Source organism: Enterococcus canintestini (genome assembly GCF_001885735.1).
GTDB classification, from domain to species: Bacteria; Bacillota; Bacilli; order Lactobacillales; family Enterococcaceae; genus Enterococcus_C; species Enterococcus_C canintestini.
This window is the reverse complement of record NZ_JXKG01000014.1, coordinates 52,827-70,577: the sequence shown is the minus strand read 5'-3', so window position 1 is coordinate 70,577 and position 17,751 is coordinate 52,827. Positions and strand designations below refer to the sequence as shown.

Sequence of the window (17,751 nt, the reverse complement as noted above, 5' to 3'; positions counted from 1 at the left end):
TTTTCCAAAGAGTTACCCACTACATTTTGCTTTTCTTATTGTCAGCTTGGCAAAAGTAGACTTTATTTGTATAGTTTAAATAACTAACCTACAGAAAGTTGGCTTTTAGATGGAGTACTATAAAATTAATACCGATAACGGAACGAAGTTGGATCTAGTTGTTTTGACAGCAGCACAGCCAAAAGCGATTATTCAAATTATTCATGGTGCGTTGGAGTATAAGGAACGTTATTTGCCTTTTGCTAAATTTTTGGCAGCGCATCATTTTATCGTGATTTTATCCGACAATCGCGGCCACGGCGAATCGACTTCTAAGGCAGATCCTTTTGGTATTATGGCAAGTTTTCCTGTGTTAATTAAAGATCAAGAAATTATTAGTGACTTTATTCAAACCAAATATCCTAACTTACCGCTTTATTTGTTTGGTCATTCTTTTGGTTCGATCATTGCGCGTAATTATTTACAAAAAAATGATGCGCGTATTGCTAAAGTGGCATTAACGGGGACCGCAAATTACGTTCCTGTTGTTCCTTTAGGGATTGTAGCGGGTAAGCTATTTTTACGCTTTAATGAAAAAGATAAACAAAACAAATTATTAAACTGGCTTTCTGGCAATATGGGGGTAGAGCATGATTGGCTAAGTAATAATCCGGTGAATAATTTACAGTGCCAGCAAGATGAAAAAATGGTGCCGATTTATCCGGTACGTAGCCTACTGACGATTTGGGAAGGGGACTATCAGCTAAAAAACTACCCTGCTTTTCAATGTCAAAATCCGCAATTGCCGATTCTAAGTGTGGTGGGTGCAGAAGATGTAAAAATTACAGGTGGTAAAAAAGGGTTAGCCGATACCATCGCTACGCTAAATAAAATTGGTTATCACAATGTTAAGAGTGTCGAGATGCCAGGGATGAAACATGAAGTATTAAACGAGTACCAAAAAGAAGATGTCTATGACGTACTATTGCAATTTTTTAATGAATAGAGAAGTTGCATAACATTATATATCGTTTTATTAATATTCACTAAAAAAAGGCGGAAACTAGTTAAGTTACTGTCTTTTTTTGTGGTACATTGTGGCTAAAACTGAAAACGTTTAAAACAACAGTAAAGAAAATAAGTGGGGATAATGATGAAAGAAGAATTGGTAACATATTTAGAAAATCAGACGGCTTTTATTGATCTTCACCATTTAAGTGAAGTTTTTACTGCCCAAAAACTAGCCGAAATTTTTGCGGTAAAACGTAATACGATTAGCCACTATCTAAATCAATTAAATGAAGCGGGAATTTTAGTGAAAATTAATTCGCGACCGGTTTATTATTTTCATAAAGAAGCTTTTGAAAAAGAATTTTTCTTGTTGCGGAATAATTTTTACCAAAGTAGTGAAGAAATTTTAAAAGAGCAACCGCTATTTGAACAACAAAAAGATTTATTTTCGCTTTTAATTGGCCATGATAAAAGTTTAAGTCGGGCTGTCGAACAGATCAAAACCGCACTTTACTACCCTGACAATGGGTTACCAACTTTAATCACCGGTGAAAGCGGCACGGGCAAAAGTTTTTTAGTTCGTCTAATTCATAAATATTGTTTAGAAAATGAATTAATTAAAGAAGATGCGCCGCTAATTACGCTAAATTGCGCTCAATATGCTAATAATCCAGAACTTTTAACGAGTAATTTATTTGGTCATGTAAAAGGAGCTTACACTGGTGCTGACAGTGATAAAATTGGTGCTTTTGAAGCGGCAGATGAGGGGATTTTATTTTTAGATGAAGTACATCGCTTGAATGCAGAAGGACAAGAAAAGCTCTTTACTTATCTGGATCAAGGTATCATTTATCCCATGGGGGCTACAAATCAGCCGGTTAAAGTGAAAACGCGCTTGTTTTTTGCTACGACAGAAGATTTGGAAAGTAGTTTTTTAACGACTTTTATGCGCCGCATTCCCATTCAAGTGACACTGCCACCAATTAATGCCCGCAGTCGCAATGAGCGCTTGGAATTGGTTTATTCATTTTTATTAAGTGAAGTAAGAAAAATCAAACGACCACTAAAAGTTAGCGGTCAAGTCTTAACTTTGCTTACCAGTAGTAGCTTTAAAGGCAATATTGGGGAGTTGAAAAATACGGTCAAGGTCACCGTAGCAAAAGCTTTTGCCGAACAAAAGCAAGCACCAGAAATTAAAGTGACAATTTATCAATTACCGGAAAAATTACTATTACCGGCAACAGAAAATCTACAAACTATTATTCAAAAAGATACGGTAATCACGGAAAATACTACGATTACCCAACTTTTAGAAAAAAATCATCCCCAACAACAACGGGTGATTGCAACTTTTGACCGGATTATCACCGAGTTTTCTAAACAGCAGCAACTGACAGCTTGTGAAGAGCAATTAAAACAAGAAGTTGAAACACTATTTGATTTTTTACTCTTTGAAACTGATCGCCAGCAAAAACAAGAGATGCTGATTTATTTAACCCAATATATTAGAGAAACTTTTAAACAAATGGAAAGTGCCTATCAAATCAAATTTAACGGCAATGCGGTGTACGCGATTAGTTACTATTTGTTCCAACGAGGGGCAGGCAAGTGGTACCCAGAAGATGTGGCAATTTTAGGGTTAATTAAAGAGTTAGAACAACAAGTAGCAACCAAATACGCAGCCAGCTACCAATACGTCAAACGGCTTCTGGAATTGTGCCAACCGAAATTGGATTTGGAGATTTCAGAGATGGACTGTATTTTGCTGACAATTTATTTAAATCGGGCAGATTGGCAAAAAGAATTGGGGATCCCTAGAGGTATTATTGTGGCCCATGGTTATGCCACGGCCAGTAGTATTGCCAATGTTGCCAATCGATTTTTAGCAAAAGATATCTTTGCTTCTTTTGATATGCCACTAGATGTCACTCCCCAACAAATTGCCGAAGAAATTTTGGATTACAGTGAGAATCATGATGTTTCCAATGGTTTAGTCATTTTAGTGGATATGGGGTCATTAAAAGAAATTTATCAATTTTTCCCTAAACAAATTACCGCCCCTGTTGTCATTATGAATAATGTCACAACGCCTTTAGCAATTGCCGTCGGGGAAAACTTACAAAAGGCCGCGCCATTAGCAGAAATGATTGAAACTGCGGCCCAACAGACACCGCTGAATTGGGAAATCATCTATCCAGCAGAAAATAAAATGAAAGCCTTAATTACTACTTGTTTAACTGGAATTGGCACGGCGACCCATATTAGTCAATTGTTAGAAAAAAGTCTGCCGGCTTCTGTAGAACTGAAAATTTTTCCTTATGAGTACGATGTGTTAAAAGAACAAAAGAAAAATGAGACGATTTTTTCGATGTATGATGTTTTAGGTATTATCGGAACTTCTGACCCAGAGATTGCAGACATTCCTTATCTATCTTTAGAAGAATTAATTTCTGGTGATGAAAATCAGCTATTATCCGAATGGTTAAGTACTTGTTTAACCCCGCTAGAAAATGCAACGTTTAATACAAACGTCATTCGTAATTTCTCTTTAGAAAAAGTCATTGATTCTGTGACGATTTTAGATACCGAAAAAGTAATGGGAGAAATCGAAATTTTTATGCGGGAACTAGAAGCCAATAGTGGGGTCGTTATTAGTAACGCCAAAAAATTAGCGCTGTATGTTCATGTCAGTTGTTTAATTGAGCGCCTTATTCGCAATATTCCGATTGATACCTATGCTGGTTATGAAACATTATACCAGTGTCAAAAACTAGCCTTGGTTGCCATTAAGAATGCATTTAGTGTCATAGAAAACGATTACAGTGTCAAAATCCCTGATTCAGAAATTGCTTACATTTATGACATTGTTTATCAAAAGGTTGACAATACGCCAATTGATGAAGATTTTTAATAAAAGCAAGTTGCTGCCACTAAAGTTGGCACGCAACTTGCTTTTATTTTGGTGTAGGAAATGAGGTGAAGGAAATGGAAAGAAAAATGATTTTAGCTTCCCACGGAAAATTTGCTTCGGGTATTTTAAGCTCGTTGGAATTAATCTGTGGCAAAAATGACAATATAACGACTTTAGATTGTTACATAACAGAAGACTTCGATTTGACAAAAGCTGTCGATGAACTAATGCAGCAAAATGAAGGTGCAGAAGTCGTCGTCGTGACAGACTTGTTTGGTGGTAGCGTGAATAACGAATTCTTACGCTACATTAATCGCGAGCATTTTTACTTAGTAGCCGGGATGAATTTACCATTTCTAATTGAATTTGCAACGCAGTTTACCGTTGTACCGGAATTAAAAACAACGATTACAAGTGTTTTAGACAGCTCAAAAGAAGCTATTCAGTTTTGTAATTTAACGTATCAAACAACAGTAGTAGAAGAAGATTTTTAAAGAGGAGAGAAGAAAGATGATTATTTTAACCCGCGTTGACCACCGCTTATTACACGGCCAAGTTGCTTTTTCTTGGACCCAAAGTTTAGGAGCAGACTGTATTTTAATTGCCAATGATGATGTACCAAATAATGAGGTTCGTAAAACAACGATTAAATTAGCTAAGCCACAAGGCGTGAAATTGGTAATTAAAAATATTGCTGATTCTATTGCCGCTTTACAAAGCGGTGTGACCGATAAATACAAACTATTCATTGTAGTTGAATCAATTGGCGATGCTTACAAATTAGCCGAAGCTTATCCTGAGATTAAAAAAATTAATTTAGGGGGAACTAAGGTCAAAGAAGGAACCCGTAGTATTGGCAAAGCAGTCAACGTATTGCCTGAAGAAGAAGAGCTTTTGAAAAAATTAGTCGCCCAAGGTGTAGAAGTCGAAATTCGCCAAGTACCAAATGACAAAAAGGTAAACGTTACAGAAGTTTTGTAAAAGAAAGGTAGTGAAAACATGATTGTCCAAGCAATTTTATTAGGCATTGTCGCTTTTATTGCACAATCAGAATATGCATTAGGAACTTCACTTTTGTCCCGACCAATTGTGACAGGATTATTTACCGGCATCGTTTTAGGGGATGTAAAGACCGGCATTATTATGGGGGCGACTCTTGAATTAGCATTTATTGGTTCATTTTCAGTGGGGGCTTCTATTCCACCTGATGTTGTGACCGGTGGTATCTTAGGAACGGCTTTTGCGATTACCGCAGGAGCAGGGACAGAAACTGCATTATTACTTGGTTTACCGATTGCAACATTAACTTTGATTTTGAAAAATATTTACTTGGGACTTTTAATTCCAATTATGAACCACAAAGCCGATGATTATGCTGCTGAAGGAAATTATAAAGGCGTTGAGCGAATGCATTTATGCGCAGGTTTTGGTTTATCTTTAATGCTTGGATTAATCGTGATGATTTCCTTTATGGTAGGAAGTAAAACAATTGGGAATTTACTGGCGATGATTCCAGAATTTGTCCAACATGGTTTATCCGTTGCAACTGGTTTAATTCCAGCCCTAGGTTTTGCAATGTTAGCTCGTTTATTAATTAATAAAAAAGTGGCACCATACTTCTTCTTAGGTTTTGCATTAGCAGCTTATTTAGAAATTCCTGTGACAGGTATTGCCATTTTTGGTGCGATTGTTGCAGTTGTCGTAGTCAATTTGATGAATGTGCGTAGCAACCAAGGTCCACAAGTTCAAGCCACTACAGGGGAGGTAGTTGATGATGACGAAGACTTCTAATACCGATTTAAAAATCACTAAAAAAGATTTAAGCAAAGTATTTTGGCGCTCGTTTCAAATGGAATTTTCATGGAACTATGAACGTCAGATGAATATGGCGTATGCTTACGCGATGATTCCGATTTTAAAAAAATTATATCAAACTAAAGAGCAAATGGCCGATGCGCTGAAACGTCATTTAGAGTTTTTCAATACGACCCCACATATTGTGACCTTAATTTTGGGGATTAATGCGGCAATGGAAGAAGAAAATGTCAATGATCCTGATTTTGATACTTCAGCAATTGACAGTATTAAAACATCATTAATGGGACCTTTAGCTGGGATTGGGGATTCATTTTTCTGGGGCACATTACGTCTGATTGCCACAGGTGTAGGAACTTCTCTAGCATTACAAGGAAATATTTTAGGCCCGATTTTATTCTTGTTGATTTTCAATATTCCGCATATTTTATTCCGCTACTTGGCAACTAGCTGGGGTTATAAATTAGGGACGGGCTTTCTAAAGAAAATTCAAGAAAATGGAATGATGGAAAGTTTAACTTTAGGCGCTTCCATTATCGGATTGATGGTAGTTGGCGGCATGACTGCAACGATGATCGATATTAATTTGCCAATGAAAATCGGTTCAGGTGAAAATGCCGTCACCGTCCAAAGTATTTTTGATGATATTGTACCGAAAATTTTGTGCTTAGGTGTTTTTGGCGCAGTATTCTATCTGTTGAAAAAAGAAGTGAAGCCATTAACGATTCTTTTAGGCTTAGCTGTGGTAGGAATCTTAGGTTCATTAGTAGGCATTTTCTAGGAGGTGTAATGGATGGAAACGATGTTGGATTACATCAACGAAGAAGAAGCGACATTGCAAAATATTTTAGCGAATTTTTCTTTAAAAAGAGTTTCAGGCTTTGAAAAAATCGACAATCTGTTAATTTTGGCTACAGGTTCTTCTTACAACGCCTGTTTAGCAGCTAAAGTTACTTTAGAAAAATTTGCCGATATCGCAATTACGATTGAAGAACCATATAACTTCAACCACTATGGTCGCATTTCAAATAGCGTGGATGCTGTTTTAGCAGTTTCTCAAAGTGGCAAGAGTGCATCTACAATTGACGCTGTAGCAAAACTTAAAAAAGAAGGGCTCTTTACATTAGCTTTAACTAGTGATGTTACTAGCCCGATTGCAACGGTGGTAGATGAAGTAATCGATCTTGAAATGGGAATTGAAAAAGTTGGTTTTGTGACAAAAGGGTACGTCGCCACTGTACTGCAACTATTTTTACTAGGGTTAACGATTGGTCACAATAAACAAACTCTAACGCAAGCGCAGTTGGATTATTACCAAGACCAGCTTAAAAAAGTGATTACAGCCATTCCTGAGACGATTGAAAAAACGAACAATTTCTTTAAAGTTCACGAAGCGGTTTTTAAACTCGGAACTCGCTTTATCGCCATTGGCTATGGTCCAAACTGGGGAACTGCAAAGGAATTTGAAACAAAATTTACTGAAACGGTCCGCAAACCTTCGCAAGGTTTTGAACTAGAAGCTTACATGCACGGTCCTTATTTAGAAGCTAATAGTGAGCACACTTTATTCTTTATTGAAACAAACAGTAGCAACGAAGCGCGCTCACAAGCATTAAAAAATTATATGCGTGCTTATGTAGGTCAAAGCCTGACGGTTACGACCGCTAAGGCAAAAGATGAAACAGAGTTAGGTCTGGCTATAGATTGTGATGAATTGGTAACAGCTTTAATCTTAGTCATTCCATTTCAAATTTTAGCTTATAAGATTGCGACAGCTAAAGGAATTGATTTAAGCCAGCGGATTTTTGATGATTTTGATCAAGTACTAAAAAGTAAAGTGTAAAAGTAAATAATAGAGGTGGAAAAATGTTAAAATTCAACGAACAAAAACAAATTGATGACATTCAAGGTGCATTAGACTTACGCCCAGAAGTAGAAAAAATTATCGACAGTGTATGGGAAAAAGGTTTTGACAATATTTATTATTTAGGAATTGGCGGAACTTATGCGTCTGCAATGCAAGCTGTAACTTATATCAATGGTAAAAGTAATTTGCCTGCTTATGTGCAACATGCAGCAGAATACTATACAACTGGCAACAAACGCTTAACCAAAGATTCAATTGTCATTTTATCTTCTGTGACTGGGACAACACAAGAAGTAGTTAAAGCGGTGGATGAAATTAAAACAGTAGGGGCAACTTTAATCGGTTTTATTGACACTGAACATAGCCCGTTAGCAGAAAAATGTGATCATGTCATCACTTATCCAGCTCCAGGAACAGAACAAATTAAATTCTTTATGGTAGCAGATCGCTTGATGAAAAATAATGGTGAATTTGACGATTACGAAGATTACTATCAAGAACTAGATGCCCATTTAGCTAAGGGCTTAGTGGAAGCAGAAAAACAAGCCGATGCATTTGGTTTAGCATTTGCGGAAAAACACCGTCATGATGCAATGCATTACTTTATTGGTGCCGGCAATCAATGGGGTGCTGTGTACTCTTATGCCATGTGTTATTGGGAAGAACAAAGCTGGTTGCGTTCAAAATCAATTCACGCAGCAGAATTCTTACACGGTACTTTAGAAATTGTCGACGAAACGACACCCGTGACACTTTTCTTAGGGGAAGACGAACAACGTCCATTAGCAGAACGGGTGAAAAACTTATTACCACGTATTTGTGGCAACTATACATTTATTGATTCAAAAGACTACGCGGTTGAAGGAATTAGTGAAAAATACCGTGGACGCGTATTATCATTCTTGTTGATGCATTGTGTAACACAACGAATTGATGCACATGTGGAAAAATTAAATTGTCATCCACTAGAAATTCGTCGCTACTATCGTCAATTTGACTATTAAAATTTTTAAGTCCTACTCGTCTTGTGGCGAGCAGGGCTTTTTTAGCTAGCAGGGATTATCTGAGTCTAAATAAGTCGAAATTAGATGAAATTTGCAGAACAATTTCGACTAATTCTGTCTTAATACTAAAGGTTGAAGGCATTTTGCAGCTTTTCCACAGTGGATAACTTTTTTACGGGAATTTTCTTTGCGAAAATTTTTGTGGAAAATGGGGAAAAGAGTAAAGGCGTTAAAAAGCTATTTTGGGCAAAATTTAAAATTTTTCTCTTAATAAAAAATAAGTCTGCTGTTAAAGGCAGGGGGAATAAGGCGTTGTATAAATTGGTCTACATGGGTTTTCCTTGATTTACTTGAAATGAGCTGGTGATTGGGATAAACTAAAACGGAAGCGAAAAACTTGAAATGAGGGAAATACATGACAGCGCGTTACGGAATTATTTTAGCGGCCGGTAAAGGCACACGTATGAAATCAAAACTATATAAAGTTTTACACCCAGTCTGTGGAAAACCGATGGTAGAACATATTATGAATCGGGTAGAAGAAACTCATCCACAAGAAATCATTACAATTGTCGGCCATGGCGCAGAGATGGTAAAAGACCAATTAGGTGATCGGAGCGAATATGCATTACAAGCAGAACAGCTTGGTACAGGCCATGCCGTCATGCAAGCAGCCCGATTTTTAGAAGGCAAAAAGGGAACGACCCTTGTTATTAGTGGGGATACACCTCTTTTAACAGCGGAAACATTGAATAATTTATTTGAATACCATCAAGGTAAAAACGCTAGTGCTACGATTTTAACAGCACAAGCACCGAATCCAACCGGCTACGGTCGCATTATCCGCGACCATGTGGGAATTGTGGAAAAAATTGTTGAACAAAAAGATGCCTCTTTAGAAGAAGCACGGGTAAAAGAAATTAATACCGGCACATATTGTTTTGATAATGAATTGCTTTTTGACGCATTAGGAAAATTAAATACAGATAATGCACAAGGGGAATATTATTTAACTGATATTATTGAAATTTTAAAATCAGAAGGCAAAATTGTTGCCGCTTATCAAACTGAAGATTTCGATGAATCTCTAGGTGTAAATGATCGCGTGGCTTTAGCTGAGGCGAATCGAATTATGCGTAATCGCATCAATCATCAACATATGGTTAACGGAGTAAGCTTTATTAATCCTGAAGCAACTTATATTGATGCTGGCGTTGAAATCGGCGCAGAAACCGTAATCGAACCGGGCGTCTATTTAAAAGGAAAAACGGTTATTGGCAGCGAATGTGTCATTACTTCAGGCTCTGAAATTGTTGATAGTACGATTGGAGATCACGTTATTGTAAAATCATCTTGCATTGAAGAAAGTTTGGTACACGATAATGTTGATATTGGCCCATTTGCCCATCTACGTCCAAAAGCTGAGATTAAAGCGACTGCTCACATCGGTAATTTTGTAGAAGTCAAAAATGCCCAAGTGGGTGAAGGAACTAAAGTTGGTCACTTGACGTATGTAGGGGATGCAACTTTAGGTAAAGAAATTAATGTCGGTTGTGGCGTAGTGTTTGTCAATTATGATGGTAAAAATAAACACCACACCAATGTCGGCGACAATGCCTTTATTGGATCGGCTTCTAATTTAGTCGCACCAGTAAACGTCGGTGAAGGTGCCTTTATCGCAGCGGGTTCTACTATTAATCAAGATGTACCAAAAGATGCAATGGGAATTGCCCGTGCGCGTCAAGTCAACAAAGAAGATTATGCTAAAAAACTTCCGTATCATAAATAAATTTCAATTTTAGTTGGAAATTTCAAAGAAAATAACCGAGCCGTATCCTTAATTGAAAAGTGGTATAGTTCGGTTATTTTTTATCGTGCCTTATTTTTAACTTAAGAAATTGGATTTTCCTAAGTCGTTTTCTCATAGAATTCACTTTGAAAACACTTTCCTACTTGATTTATTAAGCAAAAATGTCTACTATTTACTAGGAAGACCAGACAAAGTAGTTTTAATTGCAGAAGAAAGCGGAGGTTCTCATGTCAAATCATTATTTCGATCCAAGATTGAAGATTTTTGCCTTGAATTCAAATCGTCCTTTGGCGGAAAAAATCGCGGAGGCGGTTGGTGTCGAATTAGGAAAATGCTCAGTAAACCAATTTAGTGATGGCGAAATTCAAGTCAACATTGAAGAAAGTATTCGGGGTGCACACGTTTATGTCATTCAGTCCACATCAAGTCCTGTTAATGATAACTTGATGGAATTATTAATTATGATTGATGCTTTAAAACGTGCTAGTGCGAAAACCATTAACGTGGTAATGCCTTATTATGGTTATGCGCGTCAAGATAGAAAGGCACGCTCAAGAGAACCAATTACTGCAAAATTAGTTGCAAATATGATTCAAAAAGCCGGTGCACACCGCGTCTTAACCCTTGATTTACATGCGGCTCAAATTCAAGGATTCTTTGATATTCCAGTGGATCATTTGATGGGAGCACCATTAATTGCTAATTATTTCTTAGAAAAAGGAATTTCAGGTGACGATGTTGTTGTCGTTTCCCCTGACCACGGCGGTGTAACTCGTGCCCGTAAATTAGCAGAATTTTTAAAAGCGCCAATCGCTATTATCGACAAACGCCGTCCAAAAGCCAATGTAGCTGAAGTTATGAACATTATTGGACATGTCGAAGGTAAAATTTGCGTTTTAATTGATGACATGATTGATACAGCGGGTACAATCACGTTAGCTGCAAATGCATTAAAAGAAGCCGGTGCGAAAAGTGTTTACGCTTCTTGTACACATCCAGTTTTATCTGGCCCAGCAATGCAACGGATTCAAGATTCAGCGATTGAACGTTGTGTCGTAACTGATTCAATTAACTTGCCGGCAGATCGTCGCATTGCAAAAATTGATGAAATCTCTGTTGGACCTTTAATGGGAGAAGCCATCAAACGCATTCATGAAAATAAACCAGTAAGTCCATTGTTTGAAACAAAACAACCAACAAAATAAAATAAAACTCCTACCGAAATGGTGTAATTTGAAAAGTTAGCTTTTACAAATTGCTCCAGCTAGGTAGGAGTTTTTTTATCAGGCGGATGTATATTTCAAAGTGAAAAAGAGCTGGAGTGACAAAAGTCTTGTCACACCGCCTATTTCTAAAGAAGCTGGCCGCTTTTGTCACAACCTCTTGTAAAGATTGCTCGAGAGCTAACCCCGTTCATTTTGCTTTTCTATGTGTCTAGCAAAATAAGCAAGCTCTCTACGGCAATAAGCCAAAATCGTAAGAAATTAAAGAAACAATTTATTCCGATTTCGTCTTATTGCTCGAGAGCTGATCATGTTCATTTTACTTTTCTAGTTATGTTAAAATGAAATTAAAAAGGATAAAGGATTGTTATGAATAAATACATAAAATTACTTGGTTTATTGTTTTTAGTAATCGGTATGACGGGTTGTCAAAAAGTTGATGAAGCAAAAGAAACCATTACTAGTATTGCAAAAGAGCAGGCAAAAGAAAAAAATGGGACTAGTGAGCAAGCTAAAACAGAGACTACTACGGTGACATCTGAAAATCCGCTTAAGTTTTCAGCGGATAATTTAAGTCACAAAGTTTTTTCCGGTAAAGCGAAAACAGCGGATAATAAAGAAGTTGATTTTCAAATGAACTTTAATTTACTGCAAATAAAAGACGCCCTCAATCCAACTGCGCCAACACAAAATAATGTATTATTAGCAGATGCAGAAGGTACTGGAATTATTGGGAATGGGAAGTTTGAACAGATCGATTTACAAACGGTGAAATTAAGTGGGCGCAACTGGACGACGTATGAACGGGCCTTTTTGACGATGCGCCAAGTTAAAAAAGGTGTATGGGAGGTAGATCTAAAGGCGGCACAAGTACCTTTTGTATCCGCGACGGTACAGTATGATGCAAAAAAAACGGCAGCTGTATTACAAGATGCCAGTAAATTTGGGCAACGGATGACGCCTTATGGTTTAGCGAGTACCAAGTTATTCACAGTACCCGTCACAACCCTTGCAACTGCTCAAGCGGCTGTGGAAAAATCTTACAATTTATTAGCAGCGGAATTAACAGGGCGCACAGAAACTGTGAATAATGAAAAAGTCTTCGTTTTTACTGTGGATAAACCAGTAAATGGACAGGAAAAAGAAATTGTCGTTGTTCCAAGTAGTGGGGAATATTATTCTCGTTAAAAAGTTAGTGAATTAAGCAGAAATCTCACTTAAAAAGGAAAAATTCAATCTTAAAAGTTCCACAAATAATAAAAAATATGTTATGCTAAGGCCGTTAAAAAAATAAAATAGAACTCGTTCACAAAGGGGAGCCGTTTTGGCTGAGATTGTAGACTACTAAACCCTTCGTACCTGTATCGATCATTCGAGCGTAGGAATTGTGACAAGTCTGAAGTGATACTTCTCCTTTGTCCTGTTATAAAAGTCGGCGGTGTTTTGCCTGCTGTCTGCTTTTTTCGTGACGGTTCTAAAGGAGGATTTTTTTATGGCAAAAAAAATGGAATTACAAGTTTGGGTGGAAGGTACAGTGATAGCTGCTGCGGCAATGGCACTATCGTTTATTCCGGTGCAAACGGCAAACTCAGCATTTGATTTATCTTTGGGAATGGTACCACTAGTTTTATATTCTTATAGACGGGGCTTTGTTCCAGGGTTAACAGCAGGTTTTGTTTGGGGCTTATTAAGTATCGTAGTGGGAACTGCTATGAAAAATTTTGTTTCAGTGCCACAAATTATTTTTGAATATCCTTTTGCTTTTGCTTTTGGTGGTTTTGGGGGATTATTTGCCAAAAAAATTCAACACGCTATTCATACCCATAGCAATATGACGGTTTATTATATTGCTTTAGGTGGCGTTGTTGCCGCTTTAGCTCGCTGGTTTTGGCACTTTTGGGCGGGTGTTTTCGTTTGGGGAGCTTATGCACCAGAAGGAATGAACCCTTACCTTTACTCTTTTGTCTTTAATGGTGCTTCAGCTTTAGCTAACGCGATTTATGTAGCGGTGGTATTAGGAATTTTAGTTAAAGTAGCACCACAATTATTTATCCCAAAACGCAGCCATTTTAGCTCACCTGTAAAATCAAAATAGTAAAAATTAAACAGATGTTGTGTGTGGTTTAAGTAATCAGGCAATAGTCTACTTGTGAATAGAAAAAACCGATTGTGCCAGAATCTATTTCTAGCACAATCGTTTATTTTTGGAAAAAGAGCTGTGACAAATTTTTGTCACAGCTCTTTTTCCGAATAAACGGTATGACAGAAGCAGCTTCTTCGGAAATAAGACGAAATTCCCCCAAATTTGAAAAACAATTTTCGGAAATTCCGTCTTATTTCTTGAAACTGGTCGCTTTTGTCACAACCTCTTTTAATTTGGCATAAATAATAAATCGTTATCTTCATATTCTACATGCCAGCGTCGCTCTGCTTTATTGTAGATAAGCGTGGCAACGAGCATTTCTGGTTTATCATAGCCCAAAGTTACGCTTTGGCGTAAGCCACTTTCTTCTACTAAATAAATGGGCAGATGAAACTCTTTATTTACTATTTCACTATTTTTCAGACAAAAAATAATTCCTTCTTGAAAAAGAGCCTTCATCTCTTTTAAAAGGGCTAAATCCAATTTTTCAACAGGTGTGGTTTTTCTAAAAAAGCTACGACGATCATTCAATTTACCTAAAGCAGATTGTGTGATTTTATCTGCTAAAATGCGATAAAACTCATCGAGGTAACGATAATACACTCGGGTTAGGCCATCTTGTAAATCAAAAAAGACAAAATTATTTTGTAACTTATAAAAAAATGGCGAGTGTAAATGCGTTTTCATATGACCGAAATACAATAACTCTGAGATTTCTAAAGGGGTCAGTTCTTTTAACATCGCAGCATCACTAAAATCAATCCATTTTAAATCTTCGTTAATTCTATCTTTGCGAACTTCATCAAAAAAACGATCGACTTTTTCATTTCCTCGAATAATTTTCATACCGGTATGAGCTTCAAATTCGCCATAATTTGAGGAAGGGTCTAAAAGCAGTAAGTTACTTGGATAATGAACAATGCCATGAACAAAATCCGCCGGGGTAATTCCCCGGGCTAAAATCGCATTGCTTGTTGTATCAATATGTACATAGACCATTTCCGGCATTTTTCCCAATCCTCCTTTATCCCACTTTAAGTTATTTTACAATAAACGCTGCGAAAATGCTTGTATCTTTTCTTTTAAAATTATGTTACAACAAGAACACATTTTTGCAATTATCTCAAACCAATTGTAATAATTTTCGGCATAAAAGAAGCTAAATCGGCTATTTTTTATGGTGGGTTTATTGAAATGCGTGGGAAAGTATAAAACAATGCTAAAATATGCTAAAATGACTATAGAAAACGATTTTTTAAAAAAAATTTTTGATAATGAAATAAAAAGACAAAAGTTGCACCGGAAAATGGATAAGAAAATTTTTGAAATCAAGGAGAAAATAACATGAAAAAAAAGTCGCGTTTTAAAAACTGGCTCATTAACATAATGTTGTTATTATTACTACTCGTCGGACTCGGCTTAACGTTTAACAATCAGATCAAAAATTTTTTAATTGAAAAAAATAGTGAAAAGTATGCTGTTTCAGAAGTAACAGCAGCTGAAATTGAAAAAAATCAAAAAAAGCCGGCTTCTTTTGATTTTGATGCGGTTGTTCCCTCCAGCAGCCAAGCGGTTTTTAAAGCGCAATTCACCAATCGAGATTTGCCGACAATCGGTGGTGTTGCGGTTCCCAAAGTGGGGATTAATCTGCCTATTTTTAAAGGTTTGGCCAATGAAGCATTATTGTGGGGAGCAGGCACTTTAGAACCCAATCAAAAAATGGGAGAAGGTAATTACGCTTTAGCTTCACATCGCGCTTATGAACCAGATCTGCTCTTTACGCCATTGGAGCGGGTCAAAAAAGGGGATTTGATTTATTTAACCGACTTAAAAAATATTTACACTTATGAAACGAAAATTATTGTCAGAGTACAACCAACAGAGGTCCAATATTTAGATGTCATCAAAGGAAAAAAATTGGTGACCTTGATTACGTGTGGCGAAATTGAAGGAATCACGCGGACGATTGTGCAAGGAGAGTTAAAAGAAGTAACACCAGTAAATGAGGCGACAAAAGAAATGCGGGATGCCTTTTTATTGCAATCAAAAACGTATTAATGCTATCAGATCATAAGTCATTTCAGCCAACGAAAGGCTAGAATACTTATGGTCTATTTTTTATGAAAAGTAGCATACGATACTAGTTTTAAAAGGAGAAGACAGAGGAAGTTTTGTTATACTGGAATTAAGCTGATAAAAAAGTATAGACTACTGATACGAGGTGAAAAAGTGCGCATTACAAAAATCTATCCTTCTCATTTTATCGGAACAAAATTGACTTTTCAAAATAGTCAGCAGTGGCTGCCCTTTTTTAACAGTAACAGCAAAGCGCAAAAGGTGATGTTAAAGGCAATTACTAGCCAACAAGTCTGGCAGATCAATGAAGAGGAGACGACGCTTTATCTAGCTGGGAAACTAGCAGCAGATAATTTTTTTGTACTGGAAAATTTTTTATATTACGATCTCAATATTCGTCAAAAACAAATGCTACAACTACTGGATAATTTTTGTCGCCAGCATTTCTTTTCCGGCTTGCGCTTTGAAATTAGCTCCCAAAATAAAACAACGGCACTTTGTGATTGGCTGTTAGACAATGCTTTTCAAAAGGTAGGAGACAGTTTTAGTCGCAGGTGTCACTATCACACCGCGCTCGTATTGGGCGGTGGTGGTGCAAGGGGAGCTTATCAAATTGGCGTTTGGCAAGCGTTGCAAGAATTGAAGATTAACTTTTCAATCGTCACTGGCACTTCTGTCGGTGCGCTAAATGGCGGCCTTATTTTATTAAATGATCAAAAGGCTGCACGTAAGTTATGGGAAAATTTAAGTACCGATCAAGTATTGCAATTTCCCGCTGCTGCGGCAGATAATCACGCTTTGCGCTTATTGTTACGTCAAATTCGTTCTTTGACGATGACAGCTTTAAAAGAAAATGGGGCCAGCACTAAGCCGCTCCAACAAATAATGACGCAGACATTTGATGGTGAAAAAATGTTGCAAAGTCCAGTGTCATTATACGTGTGCAGCACGCGGCTACCAGATTTTAGTGAAGAAATCTATCATTTTCAAAAAGAGGATTTAGCAACTGCCATTTCGTGGTTGAGTGCCTCGGCTTCTTTTTATCCGGCAATGAAAGCGACAGAAATTGCTGGGAAACTCTATATTGATGGTGGTTATCGCAACAATGTTCCTGTTGATGTGGCGGTAAAAAAGGGCGCTACTGAATGTATTGTAGTCGATGTCAAAGGTCCCGGCTTGACCAAAAAATATCGTCTACCAAAAAATGTCGTTCAGCTACCCCTAAGCTCACCTTGGACATTGGGAAGTTTTTTGGTTTTTGATCCTGGGCGCTCGAAAACCAATTTACGCTTGGGATATTTGGAGACAATGAAGTATTTTAACCGCTATCTAGGTTTTTGGTATACATTTATACCAGAAGAAACAGCAGACTTTAATATTTATTGGCGTAAATTTTGCCAGCAATTACGGCAACAGCAACATCCTTTATGGCAATTAATTAAATCGCAAGCTTTTTGGCGCAAATTGCGCCATACTTATGGCAAAGAAGTGGCATTTGAAGTTGCAGGGCTGGCGCTGGTTGAATTAAGCGGCGTTTGGGCGGATATTTTACCAACAGAAATCTTTACTAAAAAAGAGTTTATTACCCAAGTAAAAGAAGTTAGTCGCGGACACAAAGAAGAGCTTAATGCTACATTATCCGTAGCAGAGTGGTTAAACTTATACCGAAAACGTCTTTTCGCGTGGTCTGATGCGCGCCTTTTCTTTTCTTTTTTACAAGTTAGTCAATTATCTTTTACAGTGCCACAAATTTTATGGGAAAATTTTGCTGTGAGTCTTGTCGCAGCTGAGTTTAGTAAATTTTTGTGGCAAACAGAAACAAAGTGAGCCAAAAGAGCGTATTTATTTAAGTGAAAGACAATTGCATTATTTAGAAAAATAGCTGATTAAAAGCAACTAATTGGAGGTAAAA

Annotated in this window: 15 protein-coding genes and 1 riboswitch; of the genes, 14 read left to right on the top strand and 1 reads right to left on the bottom strand. The window is 37.1% G+C overall.

What is annotated here, in order from left to right; translation table 11 throughout:
• Nucleotides 1–109: 109 nt before the first annotated feature.
• From RU96_RS09055 to thiT, 12 genes are all read left to right on the top strand, one after another.
• On the top strand, nucleotides 110–985 hold the full coding sequence (locus RU96_RS09055) for an alpha/beta fold hydrolase (protein WP_071865214.1): 876 nt from the start codon (nucleotides 110–112) through the stop codon (nucleotides 983–985).
• A gap of 144 nt (nucleotides 986–1,129) precedes the next feature.
• Nucleotides 1,130–3,901 (top strand): sigma-54-dependent transcriptional regulator, encoded by a 2,772-nt coding sequence (locus RU96_RS09050; protein ID WP_211269907.1) that lies wholly within the window; start codon nucleotides 1,130–1,132, stop codon nucleotides 3,899–3,901.
• 74 nt (nucleotides 3,902–3,975) lie between these two features.
• The gene (locus RU96_RS09045; RefSeq protein WP_071865212.1) at nucleotides 3,976–4,395 is read left to right on the top strand and encodes a PTS sugar transporter subunit IIA; all 420 of its coding nucleotides are present in this window, start codon (nucleotides 3,976–3,978) and stop codon (nucleotides 4,393–4,395) included.
• Between the two features lie 16 nt (nucleotides 4,396–4,411).
• The gene (locus RU96_RS09040; RefSeq protein ID WP_071865211.1) at nucleotides 4,412–4,882 is read left to right on the top strand and encodes a PTS sugar transporter subunit IIB; all 471 of its coding nucleotides are present in this window, start codon (nucleotides 4,412–4,414) and stop codon (nucleotides 4,880–4,882) included.
• 18 nt (nucleotides 4,883–4,900) lie between these two features.
• The gene (locus RU96_RS09035) at nucleotides 4,901–5,692 is read left to right on the top strand and encodes a PTS mannose/fructose/sorbose/N-acetylgalactosamine transporter subunit IIC (protein WP_071865210.1); all 792 of its coding nucleotides are present in this window, start codon (nucleotides 4,901–4,903) and stop codon (nucleotides 5,690–5,692) included.
• Nucleotides 5,676–6,497 (top strand): PTS system mannose/fructose/sorbose family transporter subunit IID, encoded by an 822-nt coding sequence (locus RU96_RS09030; protein ID WP_016173090.1) that lies wholly within the window; start codon nucleotides 5,676–5,678, stop codon nucleotides 6,495–6,497. The genes RU96_RS09035 and RU96_RS09030 overlap by 17 nt, the downstream gene beginning before the upstream one ends.
• Before the next feature lie 12 nt (nucleotides 6,498–6,509).
• Nucleotides 6,510–7,559: an SIS domain-containing protein gene (locus RU96_RS09025; protein WP_071865209.1), complete on the top strand. Its 1,050-nt coding sequence runs from the start codon at nucleotides 6,510–6,512 to the stop codon at nucleotides 7,557–7,559.
• 23 nt (nucleotides 7,560–7,582) lie between these two features.
• Nucleotides 7,583–8,587 (top strand): SIS domain-containing protein, encoded by a 1,005-nt coding sequence (locus RU96_RS09020; RefSeq protein ID WP_071865208.1) that lies wholly within the window; start codon nucleotides 7,583–7,585, stop codon nucleotides 8,585–8,587.
• 415 nt (nucleotides 8,588–9,002) lie between these two features.
• Entirely contained in the window at nucleotides 9,003–10,376 is a 1,374-nt protein-coding gene (gene glmU, locus RU96_RS09010; protein WP_071865206.1) for a bifunctional UDP-N-acetylglucosamine diphosphorylase/glucosamine-1-phosphate N-acetyltransferase GlmU, read from the top strand.
• Between the two features lie 248 nt (nucleotides 10,377–10,624).
• Nucleotides 10,625–11,602: a ribose-phosphate diphosphokinase gene (locus RU96_RS09005; protein ID WP_071865205.1), complete on the top strand. Its 978-nt coding sequence runs from the start codon at nucleotides 10,625–10,627 to the stop codon at nucleotides 11,600–11,602.
• A 387-nt stretch (nucleotides 11,603–11,989) separates the two neighbouring features.
• The gene (locus tag RU96_RS09000) at nucleotides 11,990–12,808 is read left to right on the top strand and encodes a hypothetical protein (RefSeq protein ID WP_071865204.1); all 819 of its coding nucleotides are present in this window, start codon (nucleotides 11,990–11,992) and stop codon (nucleotides 12,806–12,808) included.
• Between the two features lie 114 nt (nucleotides 12,809–12,922).
• Nucleotides 12,923–13,022: riboswitch (TPP riboswitch) on the top strand.
• Between the two features lie 90 nt (nucleotides 13,023–13,112).
• A complete protein-coding gene (thiT, locus tag RU96_RS08995) occupies nucleotides 13,113–13,715 on the top strand; it encodes an energy-coupled thiamine transporter ThiT (RefSeq protein WP_071865203.1) in 603 nt (200 codons plus the stop codon).
• Between the two features lie 276 nt (nucleotides 13,716–13,991).
• On the opposite strand, the gene RU96_RS08990 is transcribed toward thiT, so the two are convergent.
• Entirely contained in the window at nucleotides 13,992–14,771 is a 780-nt protein-coding gene (locus RU96_RS08990) for a hypothetical protein (RefSeq protein WP_071865202.1), read from the bottom strand.
• Nucleotides 14,772–15,107: 336 nt separating this feature from the next.
• Between RU96_RS08990 and RU96_RS08985 the strand changes: the two genes are divergently transcribed.
• Together RU96_RS08985 and RU96_RS08980 are read left to right on the top strand one after the other, a co-directional pair.
• The gene (locus RU96_RS08985; protein WP_071865201.1) at nucleotides 15,108–15,821 is read left to right on the top strand and encodes a class A sortase; all 714 of its coding nucleotides are present in this window, start codon (nucleotides 15,108–15,110) and stop codon (nucleotides 15,819–15,821) included.
• A 171-nt stretch (nucleotides 15,822–15,992) separates the two neighbouring features.
• Entirely contained in the window at nucleotides 15,993–17,666 is a 1,674-nt protein-coding gene (locus RU96_RS08980; RefSeq protein ID WP_071865200.1) for a patatin-like phospholipase family protein, read from the top strand.
• The last annotated feature ends 85 nt before the right edge of the window (nucleotides 17,667–17,751 follow it).

Bases quoted from the DNA above. Each gene is read 5' to 3' on its own strand.
- RU96_RS09005 (WP_071865205.1), top strand. From the start codon at position 10,625: ATGTCAAATCATTATTTCGATCCAAGATTGAAGATTTTTGCCTTGAAT.
- RU96_RS09020 (WP_071865208.1), top strand. From the start codon at position 7,583: ATGTTAAAATTCAACGAACAAAAACAAATTGATGACATTCAAGGTGCA.
- RU96_RS09040 (WP_071865211.1), top strand. From the start codon at position 4,412: ATGATTATTTTAACCCGCGTTGACCACCGCTTATTACACGGCCAAGTT.
- RU96_RS09050 (WP_211269907.1), top strand. From the start codon at position 1,130: ATGATGAAAGAAGAATTGGTAACATATTTAGAAAATCAGACGGCTTTT.
- thiT (WP_071865203.1), top strand. From the start codon at position 13,113: ATGGCAAAAAAAATGGAATTACAAGTTTGGGTGGAAGGTACAGTGATA.
- RU96_RS09055 (WP_071865214.1), top strand. From the start codon at position 110: ATGGAGTACTATAAAATTAATACCGATAACGGAACGAAGTTGGATCTA.
- RU96_RS09025 (WP_071865209.1), top strand. From the start codon at position 6,510: ATGGAAACGATGTTGGATTACATCAACGAAGAAGAAGCGACATTGCAA.
- RU96_RS08985 (WP_071865201.1), top strand. From the start codon at position 15,108: ATGAAAAAAAAGTCGCGTTTTAAAAACTGGCTCATTAACATAATGTTG.
- RU96_RS08990 (WP_071865202.1), bottom strand. From the start codon at position 14,771: ATGCCGGAAATGGTCTATGTACATATTGATACAACAAGCAATGCGATT.
- glmU (WP_071865206.1), top strand. From the start codon at position 9,003: ATGACAGCGCGTTACGGAATTATTTTAGCGGCCGGTAAAGGCACACGT.
- RU96_RS09030 (WP_016173090.1), top strand. From the start codon at position 5,676: ATGACGAAGACTTCTAATACCGATTTAAAAATCACTAAAAAAGATTTA.
- RU96_RS09000 (WP_071865204.1), top strand. From the start codon at position 11,990: ATGAATAAATACATAAAATTACTTGGTTTATTGTTTTTAGTAATCGGT.
- RU96_RS09035 (WP_071865210.1), top strand. From the start codon at position 4,901: ATGATTGTCCAAGCAATTTTATTAGGCATTGTCGCTTTTATTGCACAA.
- RU96_RS09045 (WP_071865212.1), top strand. From the start codon at position 3,976: ATGGAAAGAAAAATGATTTTAGCTTCCCACGGAAAATTTGCTTCGGGT.